13 protein-coding genes and 1 pseudogene are annotated in these 17671 nt (G+C 40.4%); 2 read left to right on the plus strand and 12 right to left on the minus strand.

What is annotated here, in order from left to right; translation table 11 throughout:
• Positions 1 to 77 precede the first annotated feature (77 nt).
• From HWX15_RS10155 to HWX15_RS04490, 6 genes are all read right to left on the minus strand, one after another.
• A complete protein-coding gene (locus tag HWX15_RS10155; RefSeq protein ID WP_263595855.1) occupies positions 78 to 212 on the minus strand; it encodes a hypothetical protein in 135 nt (44 codons plus the stop codon).
• Between the two features lie 153 nt (positions 213 to 365).
• Positions 366 to 1217 carry a helix-turn-helix domain-containing protein gene (locus HWX15_RS04470; RefSeq protein ID WP_175880393.1) on the minus strand — a complete coding sequence of 284 codons (852 nt, stop codon included), beginning with the start codon at positions 1215 to 1217 and terminating at the stop codon, positions 366 to 368.
• Between the two features lie 362 nt (positions 1218 to 1579).
• On the minus strand, positions 1580 to 2284 hold the full coding sequence (locus tag HWX15_RS04475; protein WP_000980823.1) for an MIP/aquaporin family protein: 705 nt from the start codon (positions 2282 to 2284) through the stop codon (positions 1580 to 1582).
• 70 nt (positions 2285 to 2354) lie between these two features.
• Complete coding sequence (glpO, locus tag HWX15_RS04480; RefSeq protein ID WP_175880394.1) at positions 2355 to 4181, minus strand: type 1 glycerol-3-phosphate oxidase; 1827 nt, start codon at positions 4179 to 4181, stop codon at positions 2355 to 2357.
• Between the two features lie 41 nt (positions 4182 to 4222).
• Positions 4223 to 5731: a glycerol kinase GlpK gene (gene glpK / locus HWX15_RS04485; RefSeq protein ID WP_175880395.1), complete on the minus strand. Its 1509-nt coding sequence runs from the start codon at positions 5729 to 5731 to the stop codon at positions 4223 to 4225.
• 161 nt (positions 5732 to 5892) lie between these two features.
• Positions 5893 to 7320, minus strand: a complete 1428-nt coding sequence (locus HWX15_RS04490) for an AcpB/EbpR/MafR family transcriptional regulator (protein WP_175880396.1) — start codon at positions 7318 to 7320, stop codon at positions 5893 to 5895.
• 164 nt (positions 7321 to 7484) lie between these two features.
• On the opposite strand from HWX15_RS04490, the gene hslO reads away from it, so the two are divergent.
• Positions 7485 to 8357, plus strand: a complete 873-nt coding sequence (gene hslO / locus HWX15_RS04495) for an Hsp33 family molecular chaperone HslO (RefSeq protein WP_050087534.1) — start codon at positions 7485 to 7487, stop codon at positions 8355 to 8357.
• A complete protein-coding gene (dusB, locus tag HWX15_RS04500) occupies positions 8344 to 9324 on the plus strand; it encodes a tRNA dihydrouridine synthase DusB (protein ID WP_033678731.1) in 981 nt (326 codons plus the stop codon). The genes hslO and dusB overlap by 14 nt, the downstream gene beginning before the upstream one ends.
• 75 nt (positions 9325 to 9399) lie before the next feature.
• On the opposite strand, the gene HWX15_RS04505 is transcribed toward dusB, so the two are convergent.
• The 6 genes and pseudogenes from HWX15_RS04505 to HWX15_RS04525 form a co-directional block, all read right to left on the minus strand.
• Positions 9400 to 11808, minus strand: a complete 2409-nt coding sequence (locus HWX15_RS04505; RefSeq protein ID WP_420012140.1) for an RICH domain-containing protein — start codon at positions 11806 to 11808, stop codon at positions 9400 to 9402.
• Positions 11809 to 11838: 30 nt separating this feature from the next.
• Positions 11839 to 11946, minus strand: a pseudogene (locus tag HWX15_RS10305) (YSIRK-type signal peptide-containing protein); the annotation flags it as partial.
• 76 nt (positions 11947 to 12022) lie between these two features.
• Positions 12023 to 12550 carry an isoprenylcysteine carboxyl methyltransferase family protein gene (locus HWX15_RS04510; RefSeq protein ID WP_050112024.1) on the minus strand — a complete coding sequence of 176 codons (528 nt, stop codon included), beginning with the start codon at positions 12548 to 12550 and terminating at the stop codon, positions 12023 to 12025.
• A 167-nt stretch (positions 12551 to 12717) separates the two neighbouring features.
• Positions 12718 to 14061, minus strand: a complete 1344-nt coding sequence (locus HWX15_RS04515) for a HAMP domain-containing sensor histidine kinase (RefSeq protein WP_175880397.1) — start codon at positions 14059 to 14061, stop codon at positions 12718 to 12720.
• Positions 14058 to 14711 carry a two-component system response regulator RR06 gene (gene rr06 / locus HWX15_RS04520; protein WP_050112022.1) on the minus strand — a complete coding sequence of 218 codons (654 nt, stop codon included), beginning with the start codon at positions 14709 to 14711 and terminating at the stop codon, positions 14058 to 14060. Before rr06 ends, HWX15_RS04515 begins: the two co-directional genes overlap by 4 nt.
• Positions 14712 to 15238: 527 nt before the next feature.
• Positions 15239 to 17671, minus strand: a complete 2433-nt coding sequence (locus HWX15_RS04525; RefSeq protein WP_175880398.1) for an ATP-dependent Clp protease ATP-binding subunit — start codon at positions 17669 to 17671, stop codon at positions 15239 to 15241.

Raw genomic sequence — 17671 nt, forward strand, 5'->3', positions numbered from 1 at the left:
ATATGATGCTGTTTATTAAGAGTGGTTACCTCCTGAACTAGACTAACTAAATTTCGATTTATATTTTAAAAATCAATCTAAAACTCATTTCCATCTTCATCAACATCTTGTAAATCATTTGTAATGAAAAAAGAATGATTATTTTTACTATTGAAAAATAATTCTCCTGTTTCACTTTTCTTTTTTAAAATATATGGAGATAGAACTTGCATATTAAATACCTCAAAATTCATAATTATGGTGACAACTTCGAAAAATCCTATCGCTCAAATACAATGAACTGATAAAACAACCGTAATTGAAATTTCTAAAGACAATTCTACCAAAATATTATTTCGAGATACTTCCTTTCCCATATCTGCACACTACCCTTTATCTGCTAAAATTTTTTCTAAATGTCCCTCATAATTCTTTGCCAAATGGCTACTTCCCGCTAATTTCATTGCTCCAATACACTTCCTCATTTCAATAATTGCTTTACAATCCGTCTCTTTTTTATAGCGATATAGATATTGGGCATACTGGAATACCAACCGTTCATAAATTTCAGTTTCAGTGAAAAAGCATTGGTTTAGTCGTTTTTCAAAATACAAAGCATCAAGAAATTTTCCTCTTTCAATACATGTGATATATCCGTTCAATAGCATAGATGAAATCAATCGTCTATTATTAGGAATTTCTTTATAAAAATCAGAACGTCTAGACATCTCTCTAGCCAAAACCATAAAGACATCGTGTTTTAGGACATCTAAAATCAATAATTCATAGTATCCCCAGTATTCAACACTAAAGAGATAGTCAGTTAGATAAGATAAATCATCACCAGAATAATAAGCTTCTCCAGATAAATCTTGTAAACGAATTTTTAATAAAATAATGTTAAGCTTATGAAATTTCTCCTGTTTAGAATCTGACTCCATCTGAGAATAAAGTAGTTTTTTCAACCCATCAACATCATAATTTGATACAAAATGCCTAACCTTTGATAAGAGTTCGTTCAGTTCATCACGATGAAAATCATGAACAGCATACATAAATTCATCAATAGGCATGTTAATTTCATCCAAAATAGCCATAAATTTTGAAATGGTTAAATCAGTCTCTCCCTTTTCAAAACGTGAGAGCTGTGATGTTGATATACCAGCTTTTTCGACATCTTTTAAGCGAAACCCTCTAGATTCTCGAAACTTTTTAAAAATTTCTCCAAATTTTTTCATAATATCTCTCCAACAAGCATATATGGGAACAGTTTTTGATTTTTAATATTTTAGCATAAAATAGAAGAAAATAAAAGTGAGGTATTTCACATGAAAAAGCAAAAACTATTGTCTTTATTCTTCCTACTTTTTGAAGGAATTATGATTATCGTTGTTGGCTAGTACTAAGAAATTAGTTACTAAAATACTTACATCTTCAATCGAAAAAAGAGACTGGAGAAAAAGTCTTAAAAATCAGAAAAACGCATAATATCAGGTATTGAAAACTTGATACTATGCGTTTTATTGTGAGAAGATTTACTTCATTTTTTCCTGAAATTGAGTTTTCGCCCAAGCTCTAGCAATAATAGTTATTTTCTAAACTAGAAAAGTGAAAATACAAGCACTGCCAAGGCTGCTCCGATAACAGGTCCCACAACAGGAATCCAGGCATAAGACCAGTCTCCGTCTCCCTTGTTTGAAATTGGAAGGATACTGTGCATGATACGAGGACCGAGGTCACGCGCAGGGTTCAAGGCATAACCTGTTGTCCCACCTAGTGATAGACCGATACCGACAATCAAAGTCCCCACTGCAAAGGTTCCGATACCTGCCTGAAAATCGTAAAGTCCCAAAGCAAAGATTGTCAATACCAATACAAAGGTTCCAAGGATTTCACTAATCAAGTTTGATACAGTATCTTTGATAGCTGGTCCTGTGCTGAAAGTAGCCAAAATATTTCCTGCATTTTCTTCTGCCTCATAATGCGGTTTGAATTGCAACCAAACCAAAATCTGACCCAGCATAGCCCCTGCGAACTGAGCTAGGATATAAGGGAAAACGGAAGCCCAAGGCAAACCACCTTTCAAGGCCACACCAATGGTCACAGCTGGGTTTAAATGAGCTGGACTGAGCTTGCCAGATACAAATACTGCAACCGCAACTGCAATCCCCCAGCCCATGGTAATCACAATCCAACCTGAACTGTTGCTCTTGGTTTTTGGAAGAACCACACCTGCAACAACACCATTTCCTAGAAGAATCAGGATTAAAGTCCCCAAAAATTCTCCAAATAATTCATTCATCATCTTTCTGTCTCCATTAAAAAGGAGGAGAGGGTAGACTAGGAGTCCTGCCCTCCACCTCTTTTATTTTTTCTTAATTTTTTAATTCTGCTAAATCGTTGTTAGCGAGAGCTGCTTCGACATCTGCACGGTAAGCTGCTTTTTCCTCTTCTGTCCAGTCATAGAATCGTCCCATTTCATCCAAAACTGGCTCAACGATGCTATCCAAACTATCACGCATAAAGAGCATGTGGTTGGTACGGCGAAGGAGGAAGTCAACCGGGCTAAGAGCCAACTCATTGCGCATTGCATAGTGAAGGGACAAGGTATCTGCCAAGCTGAGTCCTGGTGCTTGTTCCAAGCTGTGAGCAAGGGCAAAGACCTTCGGTACATTTGAACCGTAAAGATTTGCTAGGTAATGAGCTTCCTTGCTATCCAAACCACGTGACACTCCAAGTTGCGCAAAGGCTTCGATTTCTGAGTCCACATTTGCTGGGTTCAATTCCCCACCTGAAACAGGGTATGTCTTAGAGTTGATGAGTTTAAAGCTACGGTCAAATTCTGCTTTGAGGATGTCAACCACGCGCTCCATAGCCCCTTCAGCCATCTTACGGTAGTCTGTTATTTTACCACCAGCAAGAGTCAAGAGACCATTATCATCACGGTCCAAGCTAGAACCACGAGAAACTGCAGATGGATCCAAATGCTTCTCCGATGTGCTGCTTTCAAGCTTGCTAACAGCAGACTCAACATCTTCACGCGTTTTTTCTTTAGAGAGATAAGATTCAACAGTCGCAATCAAGTTGTTAAAGCTTTCATCACTGATGGTTCCGTTATTTCCTCCATTGTAGTCAGAAGCGCTATTGCCTGCGATCAATGGACGAAGGCCTGCCCAGCTACTTTCGATATCATCAATGGTAATGTTTGCTTCTGGGAAGCGGTTGTTGACAATACCAAGTAGGTGATCTACATCTTCCTGCGTCACTTTTGGATGTTCCAAATCCCCTGTGTAGTCTGTATCCGTTGTACCAAAGTAGGTCTTATTTTCACGTGGGAGAACAAAGACCATACGGCCATCACCCAAACCTGTGTCAAAGTAAACTGGCTGTGAAACCTTGATCTTACTTGAGTCCACTACCAAGTGAACTCCCTTAGTTGGACGCATTTGTGAGAATTGCGTTCCCTTATTAGACAAATTGCGTACCTTATCACTCCAAGGACCTGTTGTATTGATAACCAGACGGGCCTTGATTTCAAAGACTTGATCTGTCAAGAGATCACGAGCTACAACACCTGTAATCTTGCCACTTTCGTCAAAGAGGAAGCCTTCTGCCTTCACGTGGTTAGCAATGAGGGCACCGTCTTGGTTGGCACGTTTGATATTTTCAATCACGAGACGCGCATCATTGTTACGGAAGTCAAGGTAAACCCCACCTCCTACCAAACCTTCTTTCTTCAAGTTTGGCTGGCGTTCCAAGACTTCTTCCTTGCTCAAGACCTTGTTAGCAGCTGGGGTGTTGTTAACTCCTGCCAAAAGGTCATACAAGTCCATAGCTACTTTAAGACGGAAAAGGCTAAAAGTAGCTCCATCTTCGTCGTAAACTGGCAAGAGCATTGGATCTGGTTTCGGAATGTGTGGAGCGATTTGTTGAACTACTGCACGTTCTGAAACCGTATCTGATACCACTTCTACATCAAATTGCTTAAGGTAACGAAGACCTCCGTGAACTAATTTTGTTGAACGGCTAGATGTTCCTTCTGCAAAGTCTTGCATTTCAATCAATCCAGTCTCAAGACCGCTAGCTGCCGCCTGCAAGGCTACACCAGCACCAGTGATTCCTCCACCGATAATCAAGAGGTCCAGGGTACGTTCCTGCATTTTTTTAATTGACAATTCACGTGTTTTCTTTGAAAATTCCATATTTACACACTTTCTAACTGAGTCGCTTTATTCTGCCAGTATTAGTCGTCTACTTCCGCAAAGACTTGGGTTGCTTTTACGGCCTTCTTCCAGCCCTTGTAGAGTTGTTCCTTGCGCGATTCGTTCATAGATGGCTCAAAGAGTTCTCCTGTCTCGTTCAAGAGTTTCAACTCATCCAAATCCTTCCAGTAGCCTACTGACAAACCTGCTAGGAAAGCTGCCCCCAAAGCTGTTGTTTCCAAGTTTTTGGCGCGTGCGATATCGATTCCCAAAATATCAGCTTGGAACTGCATGAGGAAATTGTTCATAGCTGCACCACCGTCTACTTTCAAGACTTGGATAGCTGTCTGCGCATCCACTTGCATGGTGTCGATGATGTCACGCACTTGATAAGCGATAGATTGCAAAGTTGCCTTAATAAAGTCTTCTTTACTTGTTCCACGAGTCAAACCAAAGACAGAACCGCGAGCATTTTGGTTCCAGTATGGAGCACCTAGACCTGTAAAGGCTGGAACAACATAAACTTCATCGTTGTTGTGAGAATCACGAGCGTATTTTTCAGATTCTGGTGAATTTTCAACCATTCGAAGACCGTCACGAAGCCACTGAATAGCACTTCCTGCGATGAAGATAGAACCTTCCAAGGCATAGTAAACCTTGCCGTTAATACCATAACCAATGGTTGTCAAGAGGTTATTTTCAGACAACTGCATTTCTTCACCAGTATTCATGATGATGAAAGAGCCTGTTCCATAAGTATTCTTGACCATACCAGGTTCAAAGGCCAACTGTCCAAAGAGGGCTGCTTGTTGGTCCCCAGCCATACCTGAGATTGGCACTTGTCCACCATAGAAATGGAATGGCGCTGTCTTACCGTAAATTTCAGAGTTAGAACGAACTTCTGGCAGCATAGCCTTCGGAATGTTGAGAATTTCCAAAATCTCATCATCCCATTTGAGTTCTTTAATGTTATAAAGCATGGTACGAGCTGCATTTGAGTAGTCGGTCACGTGAGCCGCACCGTCTGTCAATTTCCAAACCAACCAAGTATCGATGGTACCAAAGAGCAATTCTCCTTTTTCTGCTCGCTCTTGAGCGCCTTCTACATGGTCCAAAATCCAACGAACCTTGGTAGCAGAGAAGTAAGCATCGATGATCAAACCAGTCTTTTCATGGAATTTTTCCACATAACCTTGGCTTTTTAGTTGCTCAGCCAGAGGAGCTGTCTGACGTGATTGCCAAACGATAGCGTTGTAGATAGGGAGCCCTGTTTTCTTATCCCAGACAACCGTTGTTTCACGTTGGTTGGTAATCCCGATTGCCTCGATTTGATTTGGCTTGACACCACTTTCGATGAAAGCTCCCGCAATAACAGACTGGACGGAATTCCAAATTTCATTGGCATTGTGCTCAACCCAACCTGCCTGAGGGAAAATCTGAGTGAACTCTTTTTGACTCGAGCTAACTTTTTCTCCTTTTTTGTTGAAAATAATGGCACGAGAACTTGTAGTTCCCTGGTCAATGGCCATAATGAATTTTTCTTGTGACATGTGCTGTCCTCCTGATAAAGATCTTGAGGATGTTTCCTCTTTACACTAACTAGTATACAAAATAAAGCGCTTTCTTGTTCATCAACTTTTTTTAATTTTTAAAAAAATGTGAGGAGATTGTGTGAATTTCACAAAAAAAGGACCTGGAACAACCAAGCCTTTTAAGTGAATAATAACTGACGAATCCCTGCCAAATCTTCCATATCCAAGTCGTTTTTTAAATAATAAACTGGTGTCTGCTCCTTCTTATAAATAGGGTTATTGGTAACCAGCAAATCATAATGCCGAGTACAATCATAGGCTTCAATGGTAATAAAGCGATTGTATTCCAAATACCGTTTCAAAATGGCTGCCATCCTTGAAAAGACAAGAAAACCAGATGTCAAATCCAGACCAATACGCATATGCTGACCACCATTTTCAGCCATATATTCTATCAACTGGAGCCATTCCCAGAGAATTTTCTTATCCAAATCCGTCCCCTGCTGAAAGGCGGGCAAGGCATGAAAAATCTCCTCTGCCGTTCCCCTAAAATCATGTTCCATCAGTAAATATGGATGACGATTCTCTAACTGGTACTTGTAGCGATCCTGTAAAATATAGCCCTTATAGAGATAGACTTGAGCACAAAGCTGGCTGAGTTCATAGGTAACATGATCCTCTGTATAATCGCCCAGCAACTCCTCCTTCTTCATTTCTTGAATCAATTGCGTTAGCAAATCTGCCAACTGCCCTCCAAAACCAAGGATATACTCCATAGTATGAAGAGGAAGAATACGATGAGATAGGAGGAAAGAGAAGAATATCATCATCTCCCCATCCTCAGTTCCTAGAGGAAGGTGTTGCCCAGCAAAAAAGGACGGAGCCTTTCTCAGCAAACGAAGGTAGAAAATATTGTCAAAATACCCTCGCATTTTTTCTTCTATCACTTGGAACTGACAGGCATTAACCCGAAGACGTTGTTGACTGATATGAGCCCAGAGAACCAAGTCCAATTTCTGCCCTGAAGACAAACTTGCACCACAGATTTCTTCTAAACTGGCAATCTCCTGTTTTCTCTCTGGTTTCTGCATGTGGCCTTCCCATTCCTGACTGGACCAGACCTTGCGGAAAAGACAGAAATAGAAATAACGAATCTGATGCTCTGGACCTCGCCACCGTCCATTTTGGATAGATAAGTCAAATTCTGACAAAATCTGATTTAGACTAGCCAAGTGACGACCAAGCGTTGCCTCACTAATCATCAATTCTTGAACCAGCTGATGGGCTAAAAACTGTTGGTGGTAGAGAAGATAAACCAAAATCTGGTATTTAACAGCATTCTCCAAAAACAAGCTCCGAATATCTCTCCCCTTGGTAGCTGCACCGATTGATAGACGCAGATTTTCATCTTCTAAATGAATAGTCAGCTCTAAGCCACTGTCCAAAGCCTTATCATTGAGTAGGGTGACATATTTGGTTAGGGTTGCTTTTGAAAATCCTGTTTCCTCCATTACAGCCTTGACGGTCGTCTGAGACTCTTGTAAGAGAAAGGAAAGGATTGAAAATTGGCCAGATTCAGCCTTTTCCATCAAGTCTCCTAAATACATTTGTTACCCCTTTCATTTTCTACCTTAAGCATAGCATAAATCTTACAAATGCTGAAATAATCTGTTTCTCTTTTTATTTTCATGCTGATTTCCTGGTCCATTATCCTAAAAATCAGCAAACACACGGCTCCCCCTTTGGGCATTTTTATGCTAAAATAGTAGCTATGGATAAAATTATTAAAACTATATCAGAAAGCGGAGCCTTTCGTGCTTTTGTCCTTGATAGCACAGAAACCGTCCGCACTGCTCAAGAAAAACATCAAACCCAAGCCAGCTCAACTGTAGCGCTTGGTCGAACTCTTATCGCTAGCCAGATTCTCGCAGCCAATGAAAAAGGAAATACCAAACTAACAGTTAAGGTGCTGGGATCTAGCTCTCTAGGTGCTATCATCACCGTCGCTGATACCAAGGGGAATGTCAAAGGTTACGTTCAAAATCCTGGTGTTGACATTAAAAAGACCGCAACTGGTGAAGTTCTAGTCGGACCTTTTGTTGGAAATGGTCAATTTCTCGTTATCACAGACTACGGCATTGGAAATCCTTATACTTCCTTGACCCCACTCATCTCTGGAGAGATTGGTGAAGACCTGGCCTTTTACCTGACTGAAAGCCAACAAACCCCTTCTGCAGTCGGCCTCAATGTCCTTTTGGACGAAGAAGACAAGGTCAAGGTTGCAGGTGGTTTCCTAGTTCAAGTGTTACCAGGAGCCAAGGAAGAAGAGATTGCTCGCTTTGAAAAACGCATCCAAGAAATGCCAGCTATCTCGACCCTTCTCGAAAGTGAAGACCATATCGAAGCCCTCCTCAAGGCAATCTACGGTGACGAGGCCTACAAGCGTCTTTCTGAAGAAGAAATCCGTTTCCAATGTGACTGTAGCCATGAGCGCTTTATGAACGCTCTTGCTAGTCTTCCAAGCTCAGACTTACAGGAAATGAAAGAGGAAGACCACGGGGCAGAAATCACTTGTCAATTCTGCCAAACGACTTACAACTTTGATGAAAACGACCTGGAGGAACTCATTCGTGACAAATCTTAATACACCTTTTATGATTGGCAATGTTGAGATTCCCAATCGTACCGTTTTAGCACCCATGGCAGGTGTCACCAACTCAGCCTTTCGTACTATCGCAAAAGAGCTCGGAGCTGGACTCGTTGTCATGGAAATGGTCTCTGACAAAGGAATCCAATACAACAACGAAAAAACTCTGCACATGCTTCATATCGACGAAGGAGAAAATCCTGTCTCTATCCAACTATTTGGTAGTGATGAAGACAGCCTAGCACGCGCAGCAGAATTCATCCAAGAAAACACCAAAACCGATATCGTGGATATCAACATGGGCTGCCCAGTTAATAAAATCGTGAAGAACGAAGCTGGGGCTATGTGGCTCAAGGATCCAGACAAGATCTACTCTATTATCAACAAGGTCCAATCTGTCCTTGATATTCCACTTACTGTTAAAATGCGTACCGGCTGGGCCGACCCATCTCTTGCAGTAGAAAATGCCCTCGCTGCTGAAGCAGCAGGTGTTTCTGCCCTCGCCATGCATGGCCGTACCCGCGAACAAATGTATACAGGTCATGCAGACCTTGAGACCTTACACGACGTAGCTCAAGCTCTGACCAAGATTCCTTTCATCGCAAACGGTGACATCCGTACGGTCCAAGAAGCCAAGCAACGCATCGAAGAAGTCGGTGCTGACGCAGTTATGATTGGCCGCGCAGCCATGGGAAATCCTTACCTCTTCAACCAAATCAACCATTACTTTGAAACAGGAGAAATCCTACCTGATTTGACCTTTGAAGATAAGATGAAAATCGCCTATGAACATTTGAAACGCTTGATTAACCTCAAAGGGGAAAACGTCGCAGTTCGTGAATTCCGTGGCCTCGCTCCTCACTACCTCCGTGGAACATCTGGCGCAGCCAAACTCCGTGGAGCTATTTCACAAGCTAGCACCCTAGCAGAGATTGAAGCACTCTTGCAGTTGGATAAGGCTTAATAGACAAAAACCCGTAACTATCTTAAAGTTTACGGGTTTCTTTGATTTATACAGGCAAGTAATGTCTATATGAAATTAGTCATTCTCCGTCTTTTTTCCTTTTAATAGATAAACACCTACTAGAGATATAAGACCTAAGAATTCCATAAGCAACGTTGACATTGTTCCAGTTGATGGGAGCGCTTGCTTATCTTTTTTATCTGAATTTGAATGATTTTCACTCATTTGATTTGCTTTATCAGCAAGAAGAACCATTTCCTTATCATCAGATTGAGTTTTTCCTTCCCTATTTGCCTCTGGCTCGGCAACCATTTGTTTTTTAGGAAGCATTTTAATCGCAAACAAGCTGAAATGACTCGTTTTGAAAACGACTTGCCCATTTTCAACTGTTGATGGGAGTAACTCCAATTCTCCATTTTCTTTCACATGGTAAACTTGAATCTCAGAATCAATATTACCAATTGCAAGACGAACTACTCTCTCTCCATTGACATGGGTTTCTTTTCCATCTTTTGAAAGGGAAATATCAAATATGCGCACTGTTCCTTGCCCTGTTTGACGGATAACATTATCAAGCATTTCTTTTGTTGTTACCTCTTTAAGATTGACAGAGTCTGCTTCTGTAGCAGTTTCAAACATAACAGTAATCTTGGTATTTCCATTTTGAGTTGTAAATACCTTTTGAACAGTAGATGTCGGTTGAGATGAGAGAGTAGGAGAAAGACTGTTAGATCCTGTAGGAGATGAAGAATTTATCTCGTTTCCTGATGGTTTACTTGGAGTAGGTTCCTCTGGTTTTTCTGGAGATTTTGGTTTAGTGGAAGCACTAGAACTTCCTGAAGAGCTGGTGGAACCGGAGTGACTTCCTGTGGTTGAACCTGATGGGTTCTGCTCTTTTTCCGCAGGTTTGCTTGGAGCAGGTCGCTCTGGTTTTTCTGGAGATTTTGGTTTAGTGGAAGCACTAGAACTTCCTGAAGAGCTGGTGGAACCGGAGTGACTTCCTGTGGTTGAATCTGATGGATTCTGCTCCTTTTCCGCAGGTTTGCTTGGAGCAGGTTCCCCTGGTTTTTCTGGAGATTTTGGTTTAGTGGAAGCACTAGAACTTCCTGAAGAGCTAGTGGAACCGGAGTGACTTCCTGCAGTGGATCCTGATGGGTTCTGCTCTTTTTCCGCAGGTTTGCTTGGAGCAGGTCGCTCTGGTTTTTCTGGAGTTTCTGGTTTAGTGGAAGCACTAGAACTTCCTGAAGAGCTGGTGGAACCGGAGTGACTTCCTGCAGTGGATCCCGATGGGTTCTGCTCTTTTTCCGCAGGTTTGCTTGGAGTAGGTTGCTCTGGTTTTTCTGGAGTTTCTGGTTTAGTGGAAGATCCTGAATTTGACGAAGAAGATAAGCCTTTTTTAAAGTTAGACAAAGCTTCATCTAGTTTTGATTGACTCTCTGCCACCAGTTTCTTTAGTTGGGCTTTTTGGGTTGATTCATCTAATTTATGCAAATACGTTTTTTCAATATCTTTTAGATTTTTAATTAGCTCTACAGTATTGATATGTTGCTCTTTTTCTAAATTTTTCTTGATGTCATCCAATAAACCTGTTAGATGTTTAGTGACAGCTTCCTTTGCCTTATTTCGCTCTAAGCCGATTTCTCGTCCCTTATGTTTAACGACTAGAGCTTCTATCTCCTGTTCAGCTTCTTTCACCAAGGTCTCCACTCTTTCTTTACTCGAAGCCTCATCAAACATCTTTTTATACTTCTCTACAGATTCTTTGGATTCTTTTAAAAGTTCTCCAAACCAAAAAGCTCCTCCATTTTCCCGTTTTAAACGAGTAAGCATATAATTATCCAAAGTTGTTTTAGCTGTTTCTTTAGCTTCTTTAAGATTTGTCTCCGTAGTTTTTTCAGTAGAAACTATATTTCCTCCTTGATTTTCTACTTTTGGTGGAGTTGGATTATTATGTTCTTTTCCAGAAGGTGAATCAGAATCTAATCCTTGATTCGCAGGCTTAGTCGTATCACCTCTACCATTAGAAGAATTAGAATTTCCTGATGGTTCACTTTGTTGATTTGATAAACTATTCTTAAAGTCCTCTACCAATTTATCTAGCTTCGTTTGCCCCTCTTGCTGCAGTTTCTCTATTTTTTCTCTATCAGAAGCTCCACCAATTTTCTCCTGGTACTCTCGTACAATTCCCTGAGCTTGCTGGAGAATATCTCCAAATCCGGGAGCAGAAGTATCTAATTCATTTAGAAGGCTAGTCATATACATAGACAAACTAGTGCTAGCTTGGTCAACAGCTTGATCATGATCTATCCGACTTTCATTATGAAAATTATTCTCTATTTCCACCAACTTTTGAGTATTTGTCTCTGTTTCAATTTGTTTTCTATAGTCAGCTTTTCTATCACTAGATAAATCCGTATCTTCCAACTCTTTTATCAACTGCTGTCTATATTCCTTCAGCTTATCTTGCCCACTAGATGTAACCATGGGGTTATTTCCACCACCAACCACTTCTGCATGGACTACTCCTCCTAAGAACAGACTAGCAACTACTACACTAGCTACTCCAATACTAAATTTACGAATTGAATAACGTACTTTTCTCTCACTTTTTGATGCAAACATAATTATTTCCTCCAATATTTTTCTTAACACTACTATATCATTTCAATATGAACTGTATATGAATTGAATCTTGTATTTATCTCTTTATGCTTCCATTTGGGATTATAACTTCATGTAATAACTTTTCCTCTTCAGCTATTCGTCGATACAAAATAACTGCATAAACTGGAAAAACTAAAACAAAAGTCATATAGGCATGACTCAGCAAGGTCAAGCCAATCAACTCAGGAAGGATATTTAAAAAGTAATTGGGATGTTTTACTGTCCTAAATAAGACATGATCCACAAACTTATGATTCGGTGCTAACATCAACTTGACTGTCCAAATATCCCCAAGCAGATGAATAACAAGTAGCAACATCAACATAGAAAATATCAGGAGCACCAAACCCACAACACTCATCATATTGAAAGACGGTCGATAGACTAGGGCTTCCATAAAACAAGCCAGATAAAAAACAATATGAACCAAGGTAAGACGTTTGGTATTTTTAATGCCAAATTCTCGCCCACCATCCCTACGAAGCCGTTTTTCATTTGCAATTGATTTCTTTAGGAACAACAAGCGAATTAAAAATACACAGATAATGATTATTGCTATCATCACAATCCCCTTTCTTTACCACTACTGTAACATCTCTATGTTAACCCAATATGAATTGGAAAAGAAAAAGAACGAAAACTGATTCCGTTCTTTGATTTACTCTATCACTACCATTCAAACTATGCTTCCTTAAATTATCCTCAAGTAAGAAAAGAGTCTTACTAAAGCTAACTATCTGGTAACAAGCAGATTTTAAATTCCATCCCTTGTTCATAAGGCAAGAAACTATAGGACATACGATGACTCTCTAAGATATTCTTAACAATATAAAGACCCAATCCTGATCCTGTTTCTCTGTCTGTTACAATTTGTGAATGGTAAAAAATATCAAATAAATGTTCTAACTCTTCCTGATTCAACGGAGCACATGTATTCCTAATAGAAAGATAACCATCTTGCTCAGAAATAGTCACAATGCCAGATTGATCTGAGTACTTGATAGCATTACTGATAAGATTTGTCAAGACTTTATCCAAAGCCTTCAAGCTCATCCTTACTTTTGTATCAGTAGTCAACTGATTATCAATCACAAGATTTTTAGAAAATGCCAATTCCTGATATCGAGACAAAACATCTGTCAAAACGGTATTTACTATTAAAATCTCACTGCACTCTGTCCATTCTTGAAATTTAGAAGATTCCAACACTTCCTCTAGCAAGAAACTCATCTGATCGATTTTATCAATACTCTTTTCAAGATACTTAGGATGATCCTTATAATCCCCCACATTATATTGCATATTTTCTAAGATAATCCTGAGAGTAGCTAGAGGTGTCTTTAATTCATGTGATGCTCCACGGACAAAGGAGACCTTTTGATTTTGCAATTTTACAATTTGCTCATTACGATTTTCCAACTCATGAATAACCTTCAACAAGTGCTCATACACACCATTAATCTGTTTTCCAACTTCACCAACTTCATCTTTTCTGCTTTCATCAAAACGAATATTGTCATCCAAATCTTGCATCTTACTAGTCACTTCTGAAATGTAAAAAAGAGGATTGAGCAAGCGTTTCGTATAAAAATAAGAAAAAACAAAGGAAAAAGCAATTGTAACCAAAAATGTATATGGGAGATACAAAAGCAAAATATTCTTTGCTTCTTTGTAGATATCCACTCCCTGCACAAACTGCACCGTTACCTGTTTACCATCTGCTGTACTAACGGGCATATCTAACATCACGATATAATTTGATAGCTCTCCATCTTTAATATCTAAGTCATGCACAAGAGGGAGCCGCTTATCTAAGATATCTCTTTTAAGGTGAGCAGATATGGTCAAGGACTTTGAATAAGACTGGAGTAAGCTTGGAATTTCATCAGCTGTCTTAGTCTTTAAATACTCCGTAAACACTCTTGCACTCTCATTAAACTTTTCCCCCTCCAATTGAATATAATAAAAAGGAAAGGTCAAATAAATAGCTATATGAATGACTAGACCAACACCACCTAGAATTGCAAAACTTCTTAAAAAAGACTTGGTTAATAATTTAGGATTTTTTATCATAAGCTAATCTTATACCCAACATTTTTCACAGTCACAATGCAATCTAAAGCTAATTTTTTGCGAAGAGTACGAATATAGACATCAACGACCCTATCACAAGGTAAATCAGCTACATCTTTTGAAATTTCTTCCAATATCTGCTCTCTACTTAAAACTTGATTTTTATGTTGAATCAAACACTTTAGTACCAATAATTCCTTTGGTTTGAGATCAATTTCTTCATTTTTATAATGTGCTTTGTAAGAGGTAAAATCCACTGTTGCATCCTGATATTGCCAAAGATCCTCTATGACGTAGTAACGTCTGATAAGCGCTTTAATACGCTTGGCAAGCAGTACCAAAGAAAAAGGCTTTGTCACATGATCATCAGCATAGAGATCAAATACCTGTGACTGAGTAGTTTCATCTCCTAGAGCACTCAAGACGATGACAGGAATATCGTGCTCTTGATTGATTTCTTTTAACACTTCAAAACCACTCTTCCTAGGCATCATTAAATCCAGTACCATGAGATGGATAGGGAGATCCTGAAATTTTTCCAAGGCCTCTTGTCCATCCTTAGCCATAATGACGTGATAACCCTCTTCTGTCAGAAATGCTGCAATTCCTTCTCTAATCATTTCCTCGTCATCTGCAACTAAAATGTTCATCTTTCTCCCTTTCTACTACCGGAACTTCACACATCTATTCCCTGTATGTTATTTGAAAATTTCCTACCAGCCTATCATCTATGATAATGGAATGGATTTCATTTATCCGCTACTTGTTGTCAACAACAACGTCAATACAAGAAAATCATTCATCTTGCAGCTTAGTTTGATTTTTCAAATACCAGCTAGAACGGATTTGACAGGCAAAAAAGAAACAGGTCTCTTTTGAAAGGATAAAAATTTCAGATAAGACTGCTCTTTTTCTACTACACACGCTCTAAGACAAATACGATGGAGGGTAATAAACATATGAATTTTGGGTTGAATAGTGAAAACCACGGATCCTTTAGAAGCTATAGGTTTTAGTTTCATACTCTTCGAAAATCTCTTCAAACCACGTCAGCTCTATCTGCAACCTCAAAACAGTGTTTTTAGCAACCTGTGGCTAGCTTCCTAGTTTGCTCTTTGATTTTCATTGAGTATCACTCCACTGTGACTTATGGTCAGATGCTGATACTTTTATTCTTTTATGCAATATCAAATTTTAACTGGCCTGCTTTAACACCAATCTTAAGTGTGCTGCCTGCCTCTAATTCTCCCTTGAGAAGAAGTTCTGCTAACTTATCTTCCACTTCTGTTTGTAGGGTTCTGCGAAGTGGACGAGCTCCCATCTCTGGGTCATATCCTTGATTTGCCAACAATTTCAGTGCGGAAGCTTGTAATTTCAAGTCAATGCCTTTTTCAGCTAAACTTGCCACTAAAGGCTTGACCATAATCTTCACTACTTCCTGCATATGGTCACTAGACAGGCTATGGAAGACCACCTTTTCATCAATACGGTTGATAAACTCCGGTCTATAAGCTTTTTTCAGCTCTTCAAACATGCGTTTTTCCATATTTTCCTGATTAAAACGAATATCCTTAGCCCCAAATCCGACAGTCTTGTCATCACGAAGGGCTGTCGCACCAAGATTTGACGTCATGATGATAATAGTATTTGAAAAGTCAACCTTGCGTCCCTTGCTATCTGTCAAGACACCGTCATCCAAAACCTGCAAGAGAACATTAAAGATGTCTGGGTGGGCCTTTTCTACCTCGTCAAAGAGGAGAACGGAATAGGGTTTGTTGCGAACCTTCTCGGTCAACTCCCCACCTTCTTCATAACCCACATAACCCGGAGGAGCTCCATTGAGACGGCTGGCTGCGAATTTCTCCATATACTCACTCATATCAAAGCGGATAAGGGCTGATTCATCGTCAAAAAGAACTTCTGCCAAAGTCTTAGCCAATTCGGTCTTACCGACACCTGTAGGTCCTAAGAACATAAAAGAACCAATCGGACGCTTGTGACTGCGAATTCCTGACTGATTACGGCGAATCGCACGGCTAATGCTTGAAACAGCTTGATCTTGCCCAATGACACGTTTGTGGAGTTCGGCTTCCAAGTTCAAGTATTTCTTAGCATCTGTTTGCGTCAATTTTTGAACAGGGATACCTGACAAACGACTCAAGGTAGTCAAAATATCAGCCTCTGTCACCAAGTCTTTATAGACAGGCACTTCCTCTTCTTTTGCGATTAGCTGGGCTGCCTGTTTCCACTTACCATCCATCAAGGCCTTGTCAGCTGGACTCAAGTCAGAATCGTCTGCTTTTACATGCTTTGATTTATTTTGCACTGTTGCTGCTGCCTCATCCAAGAGATCGATAGCAGAGTCTGGCAAATGGCGACTGGTCAAGTAACGATGAGCCATCTTGACCGCTGTTTCAACCGCTTCATCTGTGATTTGCACACGGTGATGTTTCTCATAAGTCGCCTTCAAACCTTGCAAAATGGTCATGCTGTCTGCAACACTTGGCTCTTCAATCGTTACTTTAGCAAAACGACGAGAAAGGGCAGCATCTTTTTCGATATGTTTTTGATATTCTTCCTGAGTGGTGGCACCAACCGTTCTCAAAGTTCCACGCGCCAAGGCTGGCTTCAAGATATTGGCCGCATCCAGAGTCGAATCAATCCCGCTCCCAGAACCCATGATGGTGTGGAGTTCGTCGATAAATAGAATTACTTGACCATCTTCTTCAATATCCTTGATGATATTGTTCATGCGCTCTTCAAAGTCACCACGGAAACGTGTCCCTGCAACGACATTCATCAAATCAAGCTCTAACACGCGCATCTTAGCCATTTCCGCAGGTACATCACCACTAGCAATACGCTGGGCAATACCAAGCGCCAGAGCAGTTTTCCCGACACCAGCATCCCCAACCAAGACAGGATTATTCTTAGTCTTCCGGCTCAAAATTTGAATCATACGCGAGATTTCCTTGTCCCGACCAATGACTGGCTCTAACTTGCCAGAACGAGCTTGCTCTGTCAAATCATGAGTATAGTCCTCGAGACCACCGCTTGGAGTCTGGGGCATGCCCATCATATTAGCCATAGAATTTTGCTTGTCAGCTACTGTACGATGGCGTTGGCGTAGAGCCTTGAGGTCTTCACGAGTCCAGCCTGCACGTTCTTCTAGATTTCGACGTAGGGCAGCAATCTTAACCTGATCTTTCTTGTCTTCATAAGAAAAACCAGCCCTCTCCAAGATACGAGTCGCCAAGGCATTTCCATCATGCAAAATCGCATAAAGGACGTGCTCCGTCCCTAGCACCTTAGCATGGACCACTGACGCTACATACTCTGCTTCATCAAGAAGGACCTGCAAACGATGAGAAAACGGCAATTCCGTAAAGATTTCATCCTGGCTATAGTCCGTTTCAGTCAGTTCCAAAGCGACTTCTTCTAAACGGTCCATCTCATATGGATAATCATTTAAAGTTGCCCCTGCCACACTATAACTGTGATTGGACATGGCAATCAACAAGTGCCAAGACTCTAGATAATGAGCTCCAAAATGGCCAGCCACCATGTAGGCACTTTCGATACATTCATTCAATGCTTTTGAATAGTTCAT

The sequence above is a fragment of the Streptococcus thalassemiae genome (assembly GCF_903645285.1).
Taxonomy (GTDB): Bacteria; Bacillota; Bacilli; order Lactobacillales; family Streptococcaceae; genus Streptococcus; species Streptococcus thalassemiae.